The sequence below is a fragment of the Bacillus pfraonensis genome, from assembly GCF_050768835.1.
Lineage (GTDB): Bacteria > Bacillota > Bacilli > Bacillales > Bacillaceae_G > Bacillus_A > Bacillus_A pfraonensis.
The window spans coordinates 124,184-141,119 of the sequence record NZ_JAHCDO010000013.1 but is presented as its reverse complement, the minus strand read 5'-3'; the positions used below and the strand labels follow the sequence as shown (position 1 = coordinate 141,119).

Genomic DNA, 16,936 nt, shown 5'->3' with positions numbered 1-16,936 from the left:
CCAACAAGCAGACGTATGCCTAAAAGTGTAAAAAGACCCCCTTAAGAAGAGGGTCATATTTGCGAAGGTATCGCTATTACACTTCCATGATTTCTTTTTCTTTGTTTTTTGCGATTTCGTCAACTTTTGCAATATATTTATCTGTTTCTTTTTGGATATCTTCTGTGTACCCTCTTAAGTCGTCTTCTGTAATATCGCCAGCTTTTTCAAGCTTTTTAAGATCATCATTAGCATCACGGCGTACATTACGAACAGCAACTTTTGCTTCTTCAGCATATTTTTTAACAGTTTTTACTAGGTCTTTACGACGCTCTTCTGTTAACGCAGGGAATGCAATACGAATTACTGATCCATCGTTAGAAGGGTTTAAACCTAAATCTGCTTTTAAAATCGCCTTTTCAATATCACCGATAGACGTTTTATCATAAGGTTGAATGACAAGTAAACGCGCTTCAGGAACTGTAATGTTTGCTAATTGTACAACAGGTGTTGGCGCACCATAATAATCAACTTGTACCTTATCTAAAGCAGCCGCACTTGCACGACCAGCACGAACTGAAGCTAATTCGCGAGAATAAGCAGCTACTGCTTTTTCCATTTTTTCATTTGCAGTTTTTAAGACTTGTTGTCCCATATTTATTTCCCCCTTACAATTGTTCCAATATTTTCGCCTAAAACGGCACGCTTAATATTACCTTTTTCCATAACTGAGAATACAATTAATGGAATATCGTTATCCATGCATAAAGAAGAAGCAGTAGAATCCATTACTCCTAAACCTTCTTTTAATACATCTAAGTAAGTAAGTGATTCATATTTCGTTGCTGTTGGATCAATAGATGGATCTGCATTATATACGCCATCTACATTATTTTTCGCCATTAAAATAACGTCAGCTTCAATTTCCGCTGCACGTAATGCCGCAGTTGTATCTGTAGAGAAGTACGGGTTACCAGTACCTGCTGCAAAAATAACAACACGTTTTTTCTCTAAGTGACGAATTGCTTTACGACGAATGTAAGGCTCTGCAACCTGACGCATTTCAATAGAAGTTTGAACACGTGTTTGAATGCCAATGTTCTCTAAACTATCTTGAAGAGCTAATGAGTTCATAACAGTTGCTAACATGCCCATGTAGTCCGCTCCTGCACGATCCATGCCCATTTCGCTTCCAATTTTCCCACGCCAAATGTTACCGCCACCGACAACAACAGCAACTTCTACATCAAGTTCTGCAATCTCTTTCACTTGTTCTGCAACTGATTTAATAACAGCTGGGTTAATTCCAAATCCTTTTTCACCTGCTAAAGCCTCACCGCTTAGCTTTAAAACGACACGATTATACTTCGGTTTACTCATAATGAACCTCCAATTGCTTACATCTTTATTTTAAAAAAGGGAACACAAAGTGTTCCCTAATCTGTATTAGTTGTTACCTTTTACTTGGTTCATTACTTCTTCAGCAAAGTTGTCTTCGCGTTTTTCGATACCTTCACCAACAGCGTAGCGAACGAATCCTTTTACTGTTCCGCCTTTAGACTCAACGAACTGACGAACTTTTAAGTCAGGGTTTTTAACGAAAGCTTGGTCAAGTAAGCAAATCTCTTCGAAGAATTTACCTAAGCGACCCTCAACCATTTTAGCAACGATCTTTTCAGGCTTGCCTTCGTTTAAAGCTTGTTGCGTTAATACTTGACGCTCATGCTCAACTTCTTCAGCTGTTACAGCATCGCGGTCGATGTATTTAGGGTTAACTGCTGCAACGTGCATTGCTACATCTTTAGCAGCCGCTTCATCAGTAGAACCTTCAAGAACTGTTACTACACCAATACGTCCACCCATGTGTAAGTAAGCACCGAATGCATCTGCATCAGTTTTTGTTACGATTTCAAAACGACGAAGTGTAAGTTTTTCACCAATTTTAGCGATTGCTTCATTGATGTGCTCTTCTACTGTTTTGCCGTTTGCAATTGTTTGAGTCATAGCTTCCTCAACAGATGCAGGCTTGTTAACTAATAAGTGAGCTGCTAATTCTTTTGTTAAAGCTTGGAAACCTTCGTTTTTCGCAACGAAATCAGTTTCAGAGTTTAACTCTAAGATTAAAGCATCGTTACCGTTTGTTTCGATGTAAGTTAAACCTTCAGCAGCAATACGGTCTGCTTTTTTAGCAGCCTTAGCGATACCTTTTTCACGTAAGAAATCAATTGCTTTCTCCATGTCGCCATTCATTTCTGTTAAAGCTTTTTTGCAGTCCATCATACCTGCGCCAGTTTTTTCGCGAAGTTCTTTTACCATTTGTGCAGTAATTGCCATACTTTTCATCCTCCTAAAATATGTATTTATACCTTAAAAAAGGTGATAAAAGGCCGAACCCCTTATCACCTTTCCAAATTTGTTACGCAGTAACAGTTTCTTCACCTTGTTTTGCTTCAAGGATCGCGTCTGCCATTTTAGATGTAAGAAGTTTTACAGCACGAATTGCATCATCGTTTGCTGGAATTACGTGATCGATTTCGTCTGGATCACAGTTTGTATCAACGATACCGATGATTGGAATGTTTAATTTGCGTGCTTCAGCAACTGCGATACGCTCTTTACGAGGGTCTACTACGAATAATGCACTTGGAAGACCTTTCATATCTTTAATACCGCCTAAGAATTTCTCAAGACGCTCTAACTCTTTTTTAAGTTGAACAACTTCTTTCTTAGGAAGTACATCGAATGTACCATCTTCTTGCATTCTTTCGATGTCTTTAAGACGCTTGATACGCTTTTGGATTGTTTGGAAGTTTGTTAACGTTCCACCTAACCAACGTTGGTTAACGAAGTACATACCAGCACGAGTTGCTTCTTCTTTAATAGCTTCTTGTGCTTGTTTTTTTGTACCTACGAATAAAATGTCTCCACCTTCAGCAGCAATGTTACGCATTACGTTGAAAGCTTCTTCAACTTTTTTCACAGTTTTTTGTAAGTCGATGATGTAGATACCGTTACGCTCTGTGAAAATGTAACGTTTCATTTTTGGGTTCCAACGACGAGTTTGATGTCCGAAATGAACACCAGCTTCAAGCAATTGCTTCATAGAAATTACTGACATAATTTAGTTCCTCCTAAATGGTTTTTGATATCCTCCGTTTACTTCATCTCTAAGCGAAACTACAAGCGTAGCACCAACACTTAAATCAGTAAACGTGTGTACTTTGTACTGACACCACTGCTTACTATATCATAATGAAATATTACAATCAAGTCGAAAATGCGAACAATGTAAAACTTTCTTTTTCGTTATTAGTTTACTAATCTTTTTCAGTCCCAGTATTACCACTTTCCCTCCACTTCAAGCAACCTTTCACATCAAAGAACCAAAATCTGCCACCATAAAACTACAACAAATTTCTAAAAAATAATAAAAAGCCCTCCTCAAATGAGGAGAGCTTTCCTTAAACATTAGTTTGTTTTTAATTTAGCAAGCTCATGTAAAAACTTGTCATTTAATACTTTAATGTATGTTCCCTTCATACCTAAAGAACGAGACTCGATAACACCCGCACTTTCTAATTTACGAAGTGCGTTTACGATTACAGAACGAGTAATTCCTACGCGATCAGCGATTTTACTTGCAACAAGTAAACCTTCTGTTCCGTTTAATTCTTCGAAGATGTGCTCGATTGCCTCTAACTCACTATATGATAATGAGCTAATTGCCATTTGAACAACAGCTTTACTACGTGCTTCCTCTTCGATTTCTTCCGCTTTTTCGCGTAAGATTTCCATACCTACTACAGTCGAGCTGTACTCAGCAAGAATTAAATCATCATCTAAGAATTCTTGACCAAGACGAGCTAACACTAATGTGCCTAAACGCTCACCACCACCAACGATTGGTACAATTGTAGTTAAACCTTGACCGAATAATTCTTTGTTTTCTACAGGGAATGCTGTATATGCACTATTTACATCTAAGTTTGAAGATGTTTCTGTAATGTTAAATAAGCTTTGCGTATACTCCTCTGGGAATTGACGCTCTGCAAGCATTTGTTTCATACGCTCGTTTTCGATTTGTTGGTGAATTGCATATCCTAATAATTTACCGCGACGACTTACTACGAATACGTTCGCTTCAATTACTTCACACATTGTGTCTGACATTTCTCTAAAGTTTACAGGCTTTCCTGCTGCGCTCTGTAATAACGCATTTAATTTTCTCGTTTTTGCTAATAATTCCATTTCTAAACTTCCTCCTACATGTTACTCACATATTTTTTCATCACTTGGAAACTAGGGCGAGTCACCTGATGACACTATTACAAAATAAACTGGCTCACATCTTTATTTTTAGCAATCGTTGCTAATTTTTCCTCTACATATTGAGGGGTTATCGTTATTTTTTCTAACGTAATTTCAGATGCTTCAAACGATAAATCTTCAAGAAGCTTCTCCATAATGGTATGAAGTCTTCTCGCTCCAATATTATCCGTATCTTGATTAACTTGATAAGCAATCTCAGCAATCTTACGAATAGCATCGTCAGAAAATTCAATTTCTATACCTTCAGTTGCTAATAGTGCTATATATTGTTTCACTAAAGCATTATCAGGTTCTACAAGAATTTTAACAAAATCATCTACCGATAATTTTGTTAATTCCACTCGGATTGGAAATCTTCCTTGCAGTTCTGGAATCAAATCAGACGGTTTGGACATATGGAAGGCACCAGCCGCAATAAATAAAATATAATCTGTTTTCACCGATCCATATTTCGTTGCAACGTTCGATCCTTCGACAATTGGTAATATATCACGTTGCACACCTTCACGCGATACATCCACGCTATTCGACTGCTTACCAGCAATTTTGTCAATTTCATCAATAAAAATAATTCCGAGCTGTTCAGCACGATAAACAGCCTCTTGTGTAACTTCATCCATATCAATTAAGCGCTGTGCTTCCTCATTTGTCAAGACTTTTCTTGCTTCTTTTACAGAAAGTTTGCGTTTTTTGGTTTTTTTCGGCATAAAACTTCCTAATGCATCTTGGAAATTCATCCCCATTTGTTCCATGCCAGTTCCTTGTAACATATCAAACATAGAGGACTGTTGTTCCGTCACTTCAATCGATACAATTTCCTCTTCAAGTAAACCGGAAGCAAGTTTCTTTTCAACTTCTCGGCGCTTATTTTCAATTTCAGCGTTATCTTGTGTTTCAGATGTCTGATTCACATTTTGATTTCCGCCAAATAACATTTCTAACGGATTTTTGAATCCAGATTGTTTTTGCGGACTTGGCACCAAAATTTCAACAAGTCGTTGATTCGCTTGTTCTTCAGCCTTATCTTTAACTTTCACAACCAGTTCTTCTTTTACGATGCGAACTGAAGTTTCCACAAGGTCACGTACCATAGATTCTACATCTCGGCCGACATATCCAACTTCTGTGAATTTCGTCGCTTCAACCTTGATAAAAGGTGCTCCAACGAGCTTCGCCATTCGTCGTGCTACCTCTGTCTTTCCGACCCCTGTCGGTCCAATCATTAAAATGTTCTTTGGAGCAATTTCATCGCGTAAGTTTTCTGCTAATTTACTGCGACGATATCGATTTCTAAGCGCTACTGCAACTGCTTTTTTTGCATCTTTTTGCCCAATAATATATTGATCCAATTTTTCTACAATTTGACGCGGAGTAAAATGTAAATGCATATAAAATGCCTCCCTTACGATTCTACAATTCTTCCACAATAATGTTGTGATTTGTATACACACAAATGTCACCAGCAATTTCTAAACTGGCTTTGGCAATTGCTTTTGCTGTTAAATGTTCACTTGCATGTTGTTTTAAAGCTCGACCCGCTGCAAGCGCATAATGTCCACCTGAACCGATTGCTAAAATGCCATCATCCGGTTCTATTACTTCTCCTGTTCCTGAAACAAGAAGTAACGTTGTTTGATCCATAACGATTAACATCGCTTCCAATTGACGCAGCATTTTATCACCACGCCATTGTTTCGCCATTTCAACTGCAGCACGTTGTAGGTTTCCATTATACTCTTCTAATTTCCCCTCAAACATTTCAAAAAGAGTAAACGCATCTGCAACGGAACCTGCAAATCCAGCTAACACCTTCCCTTGAAATAGCTTTCGAACTTTGCGTGCTGTATGCTTCATCACAACGGCATTACCAAATGTCACTTGTCCGTCGCCAGCCATAGCACACTCTCCATTATGGTGAATGGCAAATATCGTTGTAGCGTGGAAATTTCCCATAGAAAAAACTCCTTTACATGTTTTTATAGCTTTAAAAGCAATTTATGCCCGTGGGTGGTGCTTCATGTAAACAGAACGTAATCTTTCTTTTGAAACATGCGTATAAATTTGTGTCGTTGATAAATTTTCATGACCTAATAGCTCCTGCACAGTTCGTAAATCTGCCCCTTCATCTAACATATGTGTAGCAAATGTATGCCTTAACATATGTGGACTTATTTTCATTGTAAGAGACGCTTTCTTAATGAGCTCATTTAAAATATAACGCACACCTCGATCTGTTAACGGCGTACCCTTTGCATTTAAAAACACCATTTGAGAGTGTTCCTCTGTTTTTTTAGCTAACTGTTTTCTCCCGTTTTCTATATAAGTAATTAAAGCATCTTGTGCATAACTTCCAAACGGAACGTACCTTTGTTTTTTGCCTTTTCCCATCACTAGAATTGTTCCTACCGAAAAATCAATATCAGCAAGTTGTAGACTTACACATTCGCTCACACGAATCCCCGTCGCATAGATAAGCTCTAACAAGGCTTGATTTCTTTGACCAAGTGGTGTTTCCGTTCCAGAAACTTCAAACAATTTCTCTAATTCTTCAACGTACAAAAACTTTGGGATTGACCATTCTTTTTTGGGGAGTGACGCAAGTGCAAATGGATTATCTTCTCGATATCCTTCACGCATCAGAAAACGATATAAACTTCGTAAACTTGATACTTTTCTCGCGACAGATTTACGGGCTAGCTTTTCATCGTGTAACGTCGTTAAATACAAACGAACATCTACATATGTAACATCTAAAAAAGAGGATATGCCTTCTCGCTCCATAAATTGCACAAAATGTTCTAAATCATTTTGATAACTTGCAATTGTATATTTTGAATAATTTCTTTCAATTTGTAAATATCCAACGAATAATTGTAACAATTTCTTCACATTCATATAACTCACCTCAATAAAGGCTACTAAATCGTATCACAACTCAGTAGCCTTTGCAAGAAATTTAACTAAATATTTACAAAATTTTGAATTGTTTCTAAAGCGCGTGTTGCGTATGCTTCGTTTCGCTCTTGTTTCTTTTTAATTTTCTTTTCTAACGGTGCAAATAAACCAAAGTTTGCATTCATCGGTTGGAAGTTTTTCGCGTTTGTTGCAGTAATATAATTCGCCATACTTCCCATTGCAGTTACAGGAGGTAATACAACAGGCTCTTCTCCCTTTACAAGACGCGCTGCATTAATACCTGCTAATAGCCCTGAAGCAGCCGATTCTACATATCCTTCTACACCTGTCATTTGTCCAGCAAAGAATAAATCATCACGATGTTTATATTGGTATGTTGGACGAAGTAACTTTGGTGAATTAATAAACGTATTACGATGCATAACACCATAGCGTACAATTTCTGCATTTTCGAGTCCAGGAATTAATTGTAATACCTCTTTTTGAGGTCCCCACTTTAAATGTGTTTGGAACCCAACAATATTGTATAATGTTCCTGCTGCATCATCTTGACGTAATTGAACAACAGCGTATGGTGTTTTACCTGTTTTCGGATCTTCTAGCCCCACTGGTTTCATCGGTCCAAATAACAACGTCTGTCTACCACGGCTTGCCATTACTTCTACAGGCATACACCCTTCAAAGAATACTTCCTTCTCAAATTCTTTTAATGGCACTGTCTCCGCAGCAATTAAAGCATCATAAAAACGGTCGAACTCTTCCTCTGTCATTGGGCAATTTAAATAAGCGGCTTCCCCCTTATCATAACGGGATTTTAAATACACTTTATTCATATCGATGCTTTCTTTTTCTACAATTGGTGCAGCTGCATCATAGAAATAAAAATAATCTTCACCCGTTAACTCTTTTAGTTGTGCAGAAAGATCTGGAGATGTAAGTGGACCTGTTGCGATAACAGTTGGCCCTTCTGGAATTTCTGTCATTTCTTCGTTCATCACAGTTACGTTTGGATGATTTTTCACATACTCCGTTACTTTTGCTGCGAATTCATGACGATCTACCGCAAGTGCTCCTCCTGCCGGAACAGAACACTCATCTGCCGCACGAATAATAACAGAATCCATTTTGCGCATTTCTTCTTTAATGACACCAACAGCATTTGTTAATGTATTTGCACGAAGTGAGTTACTACATACTAACTCGGCAAATTTATCTGTATGATGAGCTGGTGTTTGTCTTACTGGTCTCATTTCATATAATTTTACTTGGACACCACGTTTTGCAATTTGATAAGCGGCTTCACTTCCTGCAAGACCTGCGCCAATGACGTTTACTACTTGTGTTGTCATGTATTCATCACCTTTCCTTTTCTATCCCGAAAAAAATGTGAGCAGTTACGCTCACATTTGTTGTTCTTCTTCATAATCACAAGAAATACATTGTACTTGAACGCCTTTTTTCAGCTTCTTCTCTACGAGCATACCTTCACATTTCGGGCATTTCCGGCCAATCGGTTTATCCCAAGATACAAAGTCGCATTCTGGATACGTACCACATCCATAGAAAAGACGTTTCTTTTTATTGCTTCGACGTTCAATAATTTGGCCTTTATCACATTTGGGGCAAGTTACACCAATTTCTTTCACAATCGGTTTTGTATTACGACAATCTGGAAAATTAGAACAAGCCATAAACTTCCCGTATTTGCCCATTTTAAAGACCATCGGATGACCGCATAATTCACAATCTTCCCCAGCCGGTTCATCTTTAATTTCGACTTCACGCATCTCCTTTTCCGCTTTTTCTAAACGGGGTTCAAAGCCTACGTAGAAATCATCAACGATTTTTACCCAATTTGCTTTCCCTTCTTCTACTTCATCAAGGTTTTGCTCCATATTGGCCGTAAATTCAATGTTAATAATTTCTGGGAAAAACTCTAAAATAAGTTCAATTACAATTTCTCCAAGTTCAGTCGGAACAAATCGTTTATTGTCTAATGCAACATATCCTCGCTTTTGAATCGTTTCAAGTGTCGGTACGTAAGTAGACGGTCTTCCGATTCCAAGTTCTTCAAGCGTTCGAACTAAACGAGCCTCTGTATAACGTGGTGGCGGCTGCGTAAAGTGCTGCTTTGGCTCCACATCTTTTGAAAATACAGTTTCCCCTATTTCTAAAGGCGGTAGCATTTTATCCTTTTCTTCCGCACCATCATCTTTCGACTCCACATATACTTTCATAAAGCCTGGGAATTTCACTACTGATCCACTTGCACGGAATTGAACATTATTATTAATGAGTCTAGCTGTAACAGTATCCATTATAGCAGATGCCATTTGACTTGCAACAAATCGCTCCCAAATCAATTTGTACAAACGATGTTGGTCACGACTTAAGAAACTCTTCAGTTCCTCTGGCTTTCTCATCACAGAAGTTGGGCGAATTGCTTCATGCGCATCCTGTGCATTCGCTTTTTTTGCTTCCTTCTTCTTCTCTGTTCCTATGTATTCCGAGCCAAACGCTTCAGTAATGTAAGAGCGCGCTTCTTCTTGAGCTGTTTCTGAAATACGCGTTGAGTCTGTTCTCATATACGTAATAAGACCTACAGTTCCCTGTTTACCAATATCTATCCCTTCGTATAACTGCTGCGCAAGCATCATTGTTTTCTTTGCTCGCATATTTAATTTACGTGCAGCTTCTTGCTGTAAGGAAGACGTTGTAAATGGTAATGCAGGATTACGTTTCCGCTCTTTTTTTGTTACATTTTCAACTGAAAACGCATTGTCTTTCATTGTTTCAATTATGTCTTTTACTTGCTCTTCGTTTGTTAATTGAACCTTTTCTCCGTTTACACCGTAAAAAGATGCTTCAAATGTGTCTTTTCCTTTTACAAATTCTGTTTTAATTGTCCAAAACTCTTCCGGAATAAAACTTTGAATTTCTTTTTCACGATCAATAATTAAACGAACCGCTACAGATTGTACACGTCCTGCACTTAATCCTTTTTTGACTTTCTTCCATAATAAAGGACTAATATTATAACCAACAAGACGATCAAGTATCCGTCTTGCTTGCTGTGCATCGACTAAATCCATATTAATTGCACGAGGATGCTTAAATGACTCTTTAATCGCATCTTTTGTAATTTCATTAAAAACAACCCGGCAATCTGATTCAATATCCACATTTAGCGTATTGGCTAAATGCCAAGCAATCGCTTCTCCTTCGCGGTCTGGATCGGCCGCGAGATAGACTTTTTTTGCTTTTTTTGCTGCTGATTTTAAATCTTTTAAAACAGGACCTTTACCACGGATGGTAATATACTTCGGGGTGAAGTTATTTTTCACTTCTATCCCCATTTGACTTTTAGGTAAATCGCGAACATGTCCCATAGACGCGACGACTTTGTATTTTTTCCCTAAATATTTCTCAATGGTTTTCGCCTTAGAAGGCGACTCCACGATTACGAGGTAATCTGACATGCTAGTGCCTCCTTAAGAGGTGGATTCAAGTCTTCATTAATCTTATTGATTTCTCTTGTTTTTGTCAATCAAGAATGAGTATAACATACAGTGCCAATCTACCATTTGTCAATAATTGTTTAATAAAAACATAAAAATATACGGTTAATTTAAAAATTCTTCAAGAATATCCTCTGCTTTCTGAATAAGTTTTGCTCCTTGCTTTATGAGTTGGTTTGTTCCTGCTGCACTTTCCGTAAAAATAGGACCTGGAAGAGCGAATACCTCCCTATTTTGTTCTAAAGCGAGATCTGCTGTAATAAGCGAGCCACTTTTTGATTTCGCTTCCACTACTAGAACTCCTTTACAAAGACCGCTTATAATTCGATTTCTTTTTGGGAAATACCATTTTTTAGGTGGATAATGTGGCGGATATTCTGTTAATAACAGTACAGCATTCTTCCATATTTTATAAAAATACCAATTATCTTTCGGGTACATATACTGCAATCCATGGCCTAAGACAGCGATAGTAGAACTATGTTGCTGCACTGCGATTTGGTGAGCAATCGTATCAATTCCACTTGCAAAACCACTTACAATTAACCATTCTTTATCTATTAGCGGTTTTAAAAGAGATTGTATGCTCTCTTTCCCGTATAAAGAAGGTTTTCTTGTTCCAACTACTCCAATTTTATTTATTTTCCCTAATAATTCTCTCTTTCCTTTTCCATATAAAACGAAAGGCGGATCTGGTATTTCACGTAATAATTCCGGATAATCCTCATCCCATATTGTGACGTAAAAAATATGATTTTCTTCTAAATGACGTGTACATTGTGCGGGGATAGATGTTTGTAAGAAGCGAACTAATTCAGAAGATTTTTTCGGAGTTAATCCAGCATATTTTTCAAATTCCACGGAGCTAAAACTGTACAGTTTCTTTATCTCTGGATCTATACGCAGTAAGTTAGTTAATGCTTTCCAATGATCTGCTAATACATAATGAAGATGAAGCAATCGTTCCTTTTTCATCACCATTCTCCTTACCCATAATTTTTATTATGTAAACAAAAAAAGTGTAAAAAGACACCTTCTAGCACGAAGGTGTCTTTCAAAAAGATTAGTAGTTTTTACAAGTTTCAAATAATCCCTTTTCTTTTAAAACAGAGATTAAAGTTTCGCCCATAACAGCTGGTGTTTCAGCGACTTTGATACCACAAGCTTCCATTGTTTTAATTTTTTCAGCAGCTGTACCTTTGCCGCCAGAAATAATGGCACCAGCATGGCCCATACGTTTTCCTGCAGGCGCTGTTTGACCACCGATAAATCCAACAACAGGTTTTGTCATATTTGCTTTTACCCACTCAGCAGCTTCTTCTTCTGCTGTTCCGCCGATTTCACCAATCATAATAACAGCATGTGTTTCTGCATCTTCATTAAACGCTTTTAACGCGTCAATAAAGTCTGTACCATTGACAGGGTCACCACCGATACCTACAGCAGTAGATTGACCAATGCCTTCTTGTGTTAATTGATGTACAGCTTCATATGTCAATGTACCAGATCGAGATACAATACCTACATGGCCTTTTTTATGAATATATCCTGGCATAATACCAATCTTACATTCATCTGGTGTAATGACACCTGGGCAGTTTGGTCCAAGTAAACGTGTCTGTTTACCTACCATATATTTCTTAACTTGAACCATGTCTAATACAGGAATGCCTTCTGTAATACATACTACTAAGTCAATCTCTGCATCAACAGCTTCCATAATTGCATCAGCCGCAAAAGCGGGTGGAACGTACACAACTGAAGCATTTGCGCCCGTTGCTTTCACAGCATCTTCTACTGTATTAAAGACAGGTACACCTTCAATTTCAGTGCCGCCTTTACCAGGTGTTACACCACCGACAATTTTCGTACCATATTCAATCATTTGTTTTGTATGGAATAAACCTTGTGAACCAGTAATACCTTGTACAATAACTTTTGTATCTTTATTAACTAATACGCTCATTTTTCTCCCCCGCTTTCTATTAGCCCACTAGTGAAACAATTTTTTGCGCACCGTCTGCCATAGATTCTGCTGCAACGATATTTAAACCAGATTCATTTAAAATCTTCTTACCTAACTCAACATTTGTACCTTCCAGACGAACAACAAGTGGTAATTCAAGGCCTACTTGTTTTGTCGCTTCAATAACACCTTCTGCAATTACATCACATTTCATAATGCCACCAAAAATGTTAACGAAAATACCTTTTACATTTTTGTCAGAAAGAATAATTTTGAAAGCTTCTGTAACTTTTTCAGCTGTAGCACCGCCACCAACATCTAAGAAGTTAGCTGGATCGCCATGGTAATGTTTAATGATATCCATTGTTGCCATTGCTAATCCTGCACCATTTACCATACAACCAATATTTCCATCTAAAGGAATATAGTTTAAGTCGTATTTAGAAGCTTCAATTTCTTTCGGATCTTCTTCTTCAAGATCACGAAGTTCTAGAATGTCTTTATGACGATATAATGCATTAGAATCAAAGTTTAACTTTGCATCTAATGCCATAACTTTTCCATCACCTGTTGTAACAAGTGGATTGATTTCTGCAATAGAGCAATCTTTTTCGATATAAGCACGATATAATCCCATCATAAACTTCACAGCTTGTCCTACAAGCTCTTTTGGAATATTGATGTTAAATGCAATACGGCGTGCTTGGAAGCCTTGCAGACCTACTGCAGGATCAATATATTCTTTAAAGATTTTTTCTGGTGTTTTTTCTGCTACTTCTTCAATTTCTGTTCCGCCTTCTTCAGAAGCCATTAAAACAACTTGAGAAGTCGCACGGTCTAAAACTAGACCTACATAATATTCTTTTTTAATATCGCAACCTTCTTCAATAAGTAAGCGTTTTACTTCCTTACCTTCAGGACCTGTTTGATGCGTAACAAGCGTAGTACCTAAAATACTTTCCGCATATGTACGAACTTCATCTAAATTTTTCGCAACTTTTACACCGCCAGCTTTGCCGCGTCCACCAGCGTGAATTTGCGCTTTTACTACACATACATCTGTTCCTAATTCTTTCGCTGCTTCTACAGCTTCTTCAACTGTAAAGGCAACCTTCCCGTTCGGAACGCTAACCCCATAGCTTCTAAGGACTGCCTTACCTTGGTACTCATGGATATTCATGGTCCCATCCTCCCCTGTTTTCCTGTTTTACTCAAAAAGTTTTTTAATGTTTAAAAAACACTACATTGCCATTGTATAAAATGATTGCCACGCTGTCTACAATAAAGTGTCAGAAAACTGAAATCGCTTTATTCTTTTTTGAAAATAGTAATGTTAATATGCGAAAATAAAAAAATAAGCTGTGGATTCACAGCTTACTTTTGAATCATATCTTTAATTGGCGCAAATGTTTTTCGGTGTTCCTCTAACACACCATACGTTTCAATCGCTTGCAAATGTTGTTTTGTTCCATAACCCATATGCTGTTCAAAACCATATTCAGGATGTTTCTTACCTAGTTCCTTCATCATGTGATCACGTGTAACCTTTGCAATAATAGATGCGGCTGAGATAGAAATACTTTTTGCATCTCCTTTAATAATAGACGTTTGTGGAATTTGGGTAGGAAGTTTCATTGCATCAATTAATAAATGTTCTGGTGTACATGATAAATTTGCAATTGCATCTAACATTGCTTGTTTCGTTGCTTGATAAATATTTATTTCATCAATAACTTGTGGTGACACAATTCCAACACCAATTGCAATAGCTTTCTCTTTAATTTCATCATAAAAACGCTCACGTTTTGCTTCACTTAATTTTTTCGAGTCATTTAATCCTGGAATATAAAAATCTTCCGGAAGGACCACAGCTGCCGTTACAACAGGTCCTGCTAGAGGTCCCCTTCCCACTTCATCGATACCAGCAATGTATGTAAGTCCTTTTTCACGTAGCGTTTTTTCATACTTTGACATTTCAAAAAACTTTTCTTTTTCCTTTTGTTCTAACTCTTTTTGTTTATACCACTTCAAAATTAACTTTTGGACACCTTTCCGTTCGTCTTTCGTCAACATTTGAAACCGTTCATCTTCTTCATTCATAATTTCTTTTAGCAAACCTTCCACTTCTTGTATCGTAATTTTTTGCATCAGTGTACACTCCTTTTAAATACGGCCAAAAAGAAAAGACGCACAAACGCACGTCTTATACTTCTTCTACCTCTACTTCTTCTACAAATTCATCTGGTGTTTCAAATGTCATTTTCCCGAGTTTACCACCACGAAGTTCTCGAAGAACAAGTTCTGATGTTTTGTCATAATCAACAAGACCACCACCCATTAAGCAGCCTCTGTTCTTTCCAATCGCATCAAATAATTCTACGATGTCTTCTGGAATTAAATCTAATTTATAACGCTCTTGTAAGCGTTCTGGATAGTGTTTTTCCATAAAACGAAGCGCATAGACCGCTACATCCTGTAAATTTAAAATAGAATCTTTAATTGCACCAGTCGTCGCAAGACGAAGTCCTACTAATTCATCTTCAAATTTCGGCCATAAAATCCCCGGCGTGTCTAACAACTCCATTTCCTTACCTACTTTAATCCATTGCTGAGCTGTTGTAACACCTGGTCGATCACCTGTTTTCGCGATGTTTTTCTTTGCTAATTTATTGATTAACGTAGATTTCCCGACGTTTGGAATCCCAACGATTAATGCGCGAATCGCTCTCGGTTTAATCCCTTTTGCAATCATTTTATCAAATTTTTCTTTTACAAGTACTTTACATGCCGCTGTAATTTCTTTCATACCTTGTCCAGCTTGTGCATTAATCGAAATCGCTTTATGACCCTTCTCTTCAAAATAAGCGATCCATTGCTTCGTTAAACGATCATCTGCCATATCAGCCTTATTTAAAACGACTAATCTTGGTTTATGTGTAATAATTTCATCAATCATCGGATTTCGGGAAGATAAAGGTAAACGAGCGTCTACAAGTTCAATTACAGCATCGATTAACTTTAACTTTTCTGTTACTTGACGCCTCGCTTTTGCCATATGCCCTGGAAACCATTGAATTGCCATGTTGCCACCTTCTTTTTTTCATTTATTTCACAATACGTGCATCTTTTAATGGCCAATATAACATATTCGCTTTTCCAATTACTTGGTCCATCGAAATCGTTCCAATTGTACGACTATCTTTACTAAAACGACGATTGTCACCTAGTACAAACAATTGACCTTTTGGAACTGTTTTCTTACCTGTAATTTCTTCAAGTTTGAAATCATATGTAAGTGGTCCATCAGCAAGTTGTTTTTTCTGCTTGTCTAAATACGGTTCCTCATAAGGTTTTCCGTTAATATACAGTTTATCATTACGATATTCAACTTCATCGCCTGGTAAGCCGATAACACGTTTAATATAATCTTTTTCTTCTGTTGCTCGGAATACGATTATGTCAAAATGTTTCGGTTCTCCAATGTGATAGCCAATCTTATTGACGATCATTCGATCACGATCATGTAACGTCGGTGACATTGATACACCATCTACAAGAATTGGTGCAAAGAAAAACTGTCTAATGACACCAGCTAACACAACAGCAATCAAAATTGCTTTTATCCATTCCCAAAGCGAACTCTTCTCTTTCTTCATGTATTTCCCCTCCACAATTATGTAAGCTGCCCGTATTATATCAAAATTTCATATAGATTGGAAAAAGGGAGCTTGTGCATTTACAAGCTCCCATACATGTCTTATCGAATTTCTTTAATACGTGCTGCTTTACCGCGAAGGTTACGTAAGTAGTATAACTTAGCACGACGTACTTTACCACGGCGAAGTACTTCGATTTTCGCGATTCTTGGTGTGTGAATTGGGAATGTACGCTCAACACCTACACCGTAAGAAATCTTACGAACTGTGAACGTTTCACTAATTCCGCCACCACGACGTTTAATTACAACACCTTCAAAAAGCTGAATTCTCTCACGAGTACCCTCAACTACTTTTACGTGTACACGTAAAGTGTCACCAGGACGGAATGAAGGTAGGTCAGTTTTTAATTGGCCTTTTGTAATTTCTGCGATTAATTGTTGCATATTCAATTCTCTCCTTTAAACAGATGCTCTTATAAAGTCATTAATAAATTACAGCGGAACATCGTTAATACGGCTACTGCTTTCAGTAGCACAAATGTTATAATAGCATATTGCTAGGCCTGTTGC

17 protein-coding genes are annotated in these 16,936 nt (G+C 37.5%); all 17 read right to left on the bottom strand.

Annotation, left to right across the window (positions count from 1 at the left end; genetic code table 11):
- Positions 1-76: 76 nt before the first annotated feature.
- The 17 genes from frr to rplS all read right to left on the bottom strand — a co-directional run bounded on the left by frr (position 77) and on the right by rplS (position 16,810).
- Positions 77-634, bottom strand: coding sequence for a ribosome recycling factor (frr, locus tag KFD70_RS14425; RefSeq protein ID WP_336452001.1), 558 nt, complete (start codon positions 632-634; stop codon positions 77-79).
- Between the two features lie 2 nt (positions 635-636).
- Positions 637-1,359 carry a UMP kinase gene (gene pyrH / locus KFD70_RS14420; RefSeq protein ID WP_336452002.1) on the bottom strand — a complete coding sequence of 241 codons (723 nt, stop codon included), beginning with the start codon at positions 1,357-1,359 and terminating at the stop codon, positions 637-639.
- Positions 1,360-1,425: 66 nt separating this feature from the next.
- Positions 1,426-2,313: a translation elongation factor Ts gene (gene tsf / locus KFD70_RS14415; protein WP_336452003.1), complete on the bottom strand. Its 888-nt coding sequence runs from the start codon at positions 2,311-2,313 to the stop codon at positions 1,426-1,428.
- Positions 2,314-2,395: 82 nt separating this feature from the next.
- Positions 2,396-3,097, bottom strand: coding sequence for a 30S ribosomal protein S2 (gene rpsB, locus KFD70_RS14410; protein WP_012094919.1), 702 nt, complete (start codon positions 3,095-3,097; stop codon positions 2,396-2,398).
- Between the two features lie 350 nt (positions 3,098-3,447).
- Complete coding sequence (gene codY, locus KFD70_RS14405; RefSeq protein WP_000421288.1) at positions 3,448-4,227, bottom strand: GTP-sensing pleiotropic transcriptional regulator CodY; 780 nt, start codon at positions 4,225-4,227, stop codon at positions 3,448-3,450.
- 77 nt (positions 4,228-4,304) lie between these two features.
- Positions 4,305-5,696, bottom strand: a complete 1,392-nt coding sequence (hslU, locus tag KFD70_RS14400; protein WP_336452004.1) for an ATP-dependent protease ATPase subunit HslU — start codon at positions 5,694-5,696, stop codon at positions 4,305-4,307.
- A gap of 22 nt (positions 5,697-5,718) precedes the next feature.
- Positions 5,719-6,261, bottom strand: coding sequence for an ATP-dependent protease proteolytic subunit HslV (hslV, locus tag KFD70_RS14395; RefSeq protein ID WP_003199482.1), 543 nt, complete (start codon positions 6,259-6,261; stop codon positions 5,719-5,721).
- Positions 6,262-6,303: 42 nt separating this feature from the next.
- A complete protein-coding gene (xerC, locus tag KFD70_RS14390; protein WP_336452005.1) occupies positions 6,304-7,203 on the bottom strand; it encodes a tyrosine recombinase XerC in 900 nt (299 codons plus the stop codon).
- A gap of 65 nt (positions 7,204-7,268) precedes the next feature.
- Positions 7,269-8,573 (bottom strand): FADH(2)-oxidizing methylenetetrahydrofolate--tRNA-(uracil(54)-C(5))-methyltransferase TrmFO, encoded by a 1,305-nt coding sequence (gene trmFO, locus KFD70_RS14385; RefSeq protein WP_336452006.1) that lies wholly within the window; start codon positions 8,571-8,573, stop codon positions 7,269-7,271.
- A 51-nt stretch (positions 8,574-8,624) separates the two neighbouring features.
- Positions 8,625-10,703, bottom strand: coding sequence for a type I DNA topoisomerase (gene topA, locus KFD70_RS14380; protein ID WP_336452007.1), 2,079 nt, complete (start codon positions 10,701-10,703; stop codon positions 8,625-8,627).
- Positions 10,704-10,847: 144 nt separating this feature from the next.
- Complete coding sequence (gene dprA / locus KFD70_RS14375; protein WP_336452008.1) at positions 10,848-11,717, bottom strand: DNA-processing protein DprA; 870 nt, start codon at positions 11,715-11,717, stop codon at positions 10,848-10,850.
- Positions 11,718-11,805: 88 nt separating this feature from the next.
- Complete coding sequence (gene sucD / locus KFD70_RS14370) at positions 11,806-12,708, bottom strand: succinate--CoA ligase subunit alpha (RefSeq protein ID WP_336452009.1); 903 nt, start codon at positions 12,706-12,708, stop codon at positions 11,806-11,808.
- Positions 12,709-12,727: 19 nt separating this feature from the next.
- Complete coding sequence (gene sucC / locus KFD70_RS14365) at positions 12,728-13,888, bottom strand: ADP-forming succinate--CoA ligase subunit beta (protein WP_003199470.1); 1,161 nt, start codon at positions 13,886-13,888, stop codon at positions 12,728-12,730.
- Between the two features lie 194 nt (positions 13,889-14,082).
- Positions 14,083-14,856: a ribonuclease HII gene (rnhB, locus tag KFD70_RS14360; RefSeq protein WP_336452010.1), complete on the bottom strand. Its 774-nt coding sequence runs from the start codon at positions 14,854-14,856 to the stop codon at positions 14,083-14,085.
- Between the two features lie 55 nt (positions 14,857-14,911).
- A complete protein-coding gene (gene ylqF, locus KFD70_RS14355; protein WP_336452011.1) occupies positions 14,912-15,790 on the bottom strand; it encodes a ribosome biogenesis GTPase YlqF in 879 nt (292 codons plus the stop codon).
- Positions 15,791-15,812: 22 nt separating this feature from the next.
- Positions 15,813-16,364, bottom strand: coding sequence for a signal peptidase I (gene lepB / locus KFD70_RS14350; protein WP_336452012.1), 552 nt, complete (start codon positions 16,362-16,364; stop codon positions 15,813-15,815).
- A 101-nt stretch (positions 16,365-16,465) separates the two neighbouring features.
- On the bottom strand, positions 16,466-16,810 hold the full coding sequence (gene rplS / locus KFD70_RS14345) for a 50S ribosomal protein L19 (protein ID WP_017151244.1): 345 nt from the start codon (positions 16,808-16,810) through the stop codon (positions 16,466-16,468).
- Positions 16,811-16,936 lie beyond the last annotated feature (126 nt).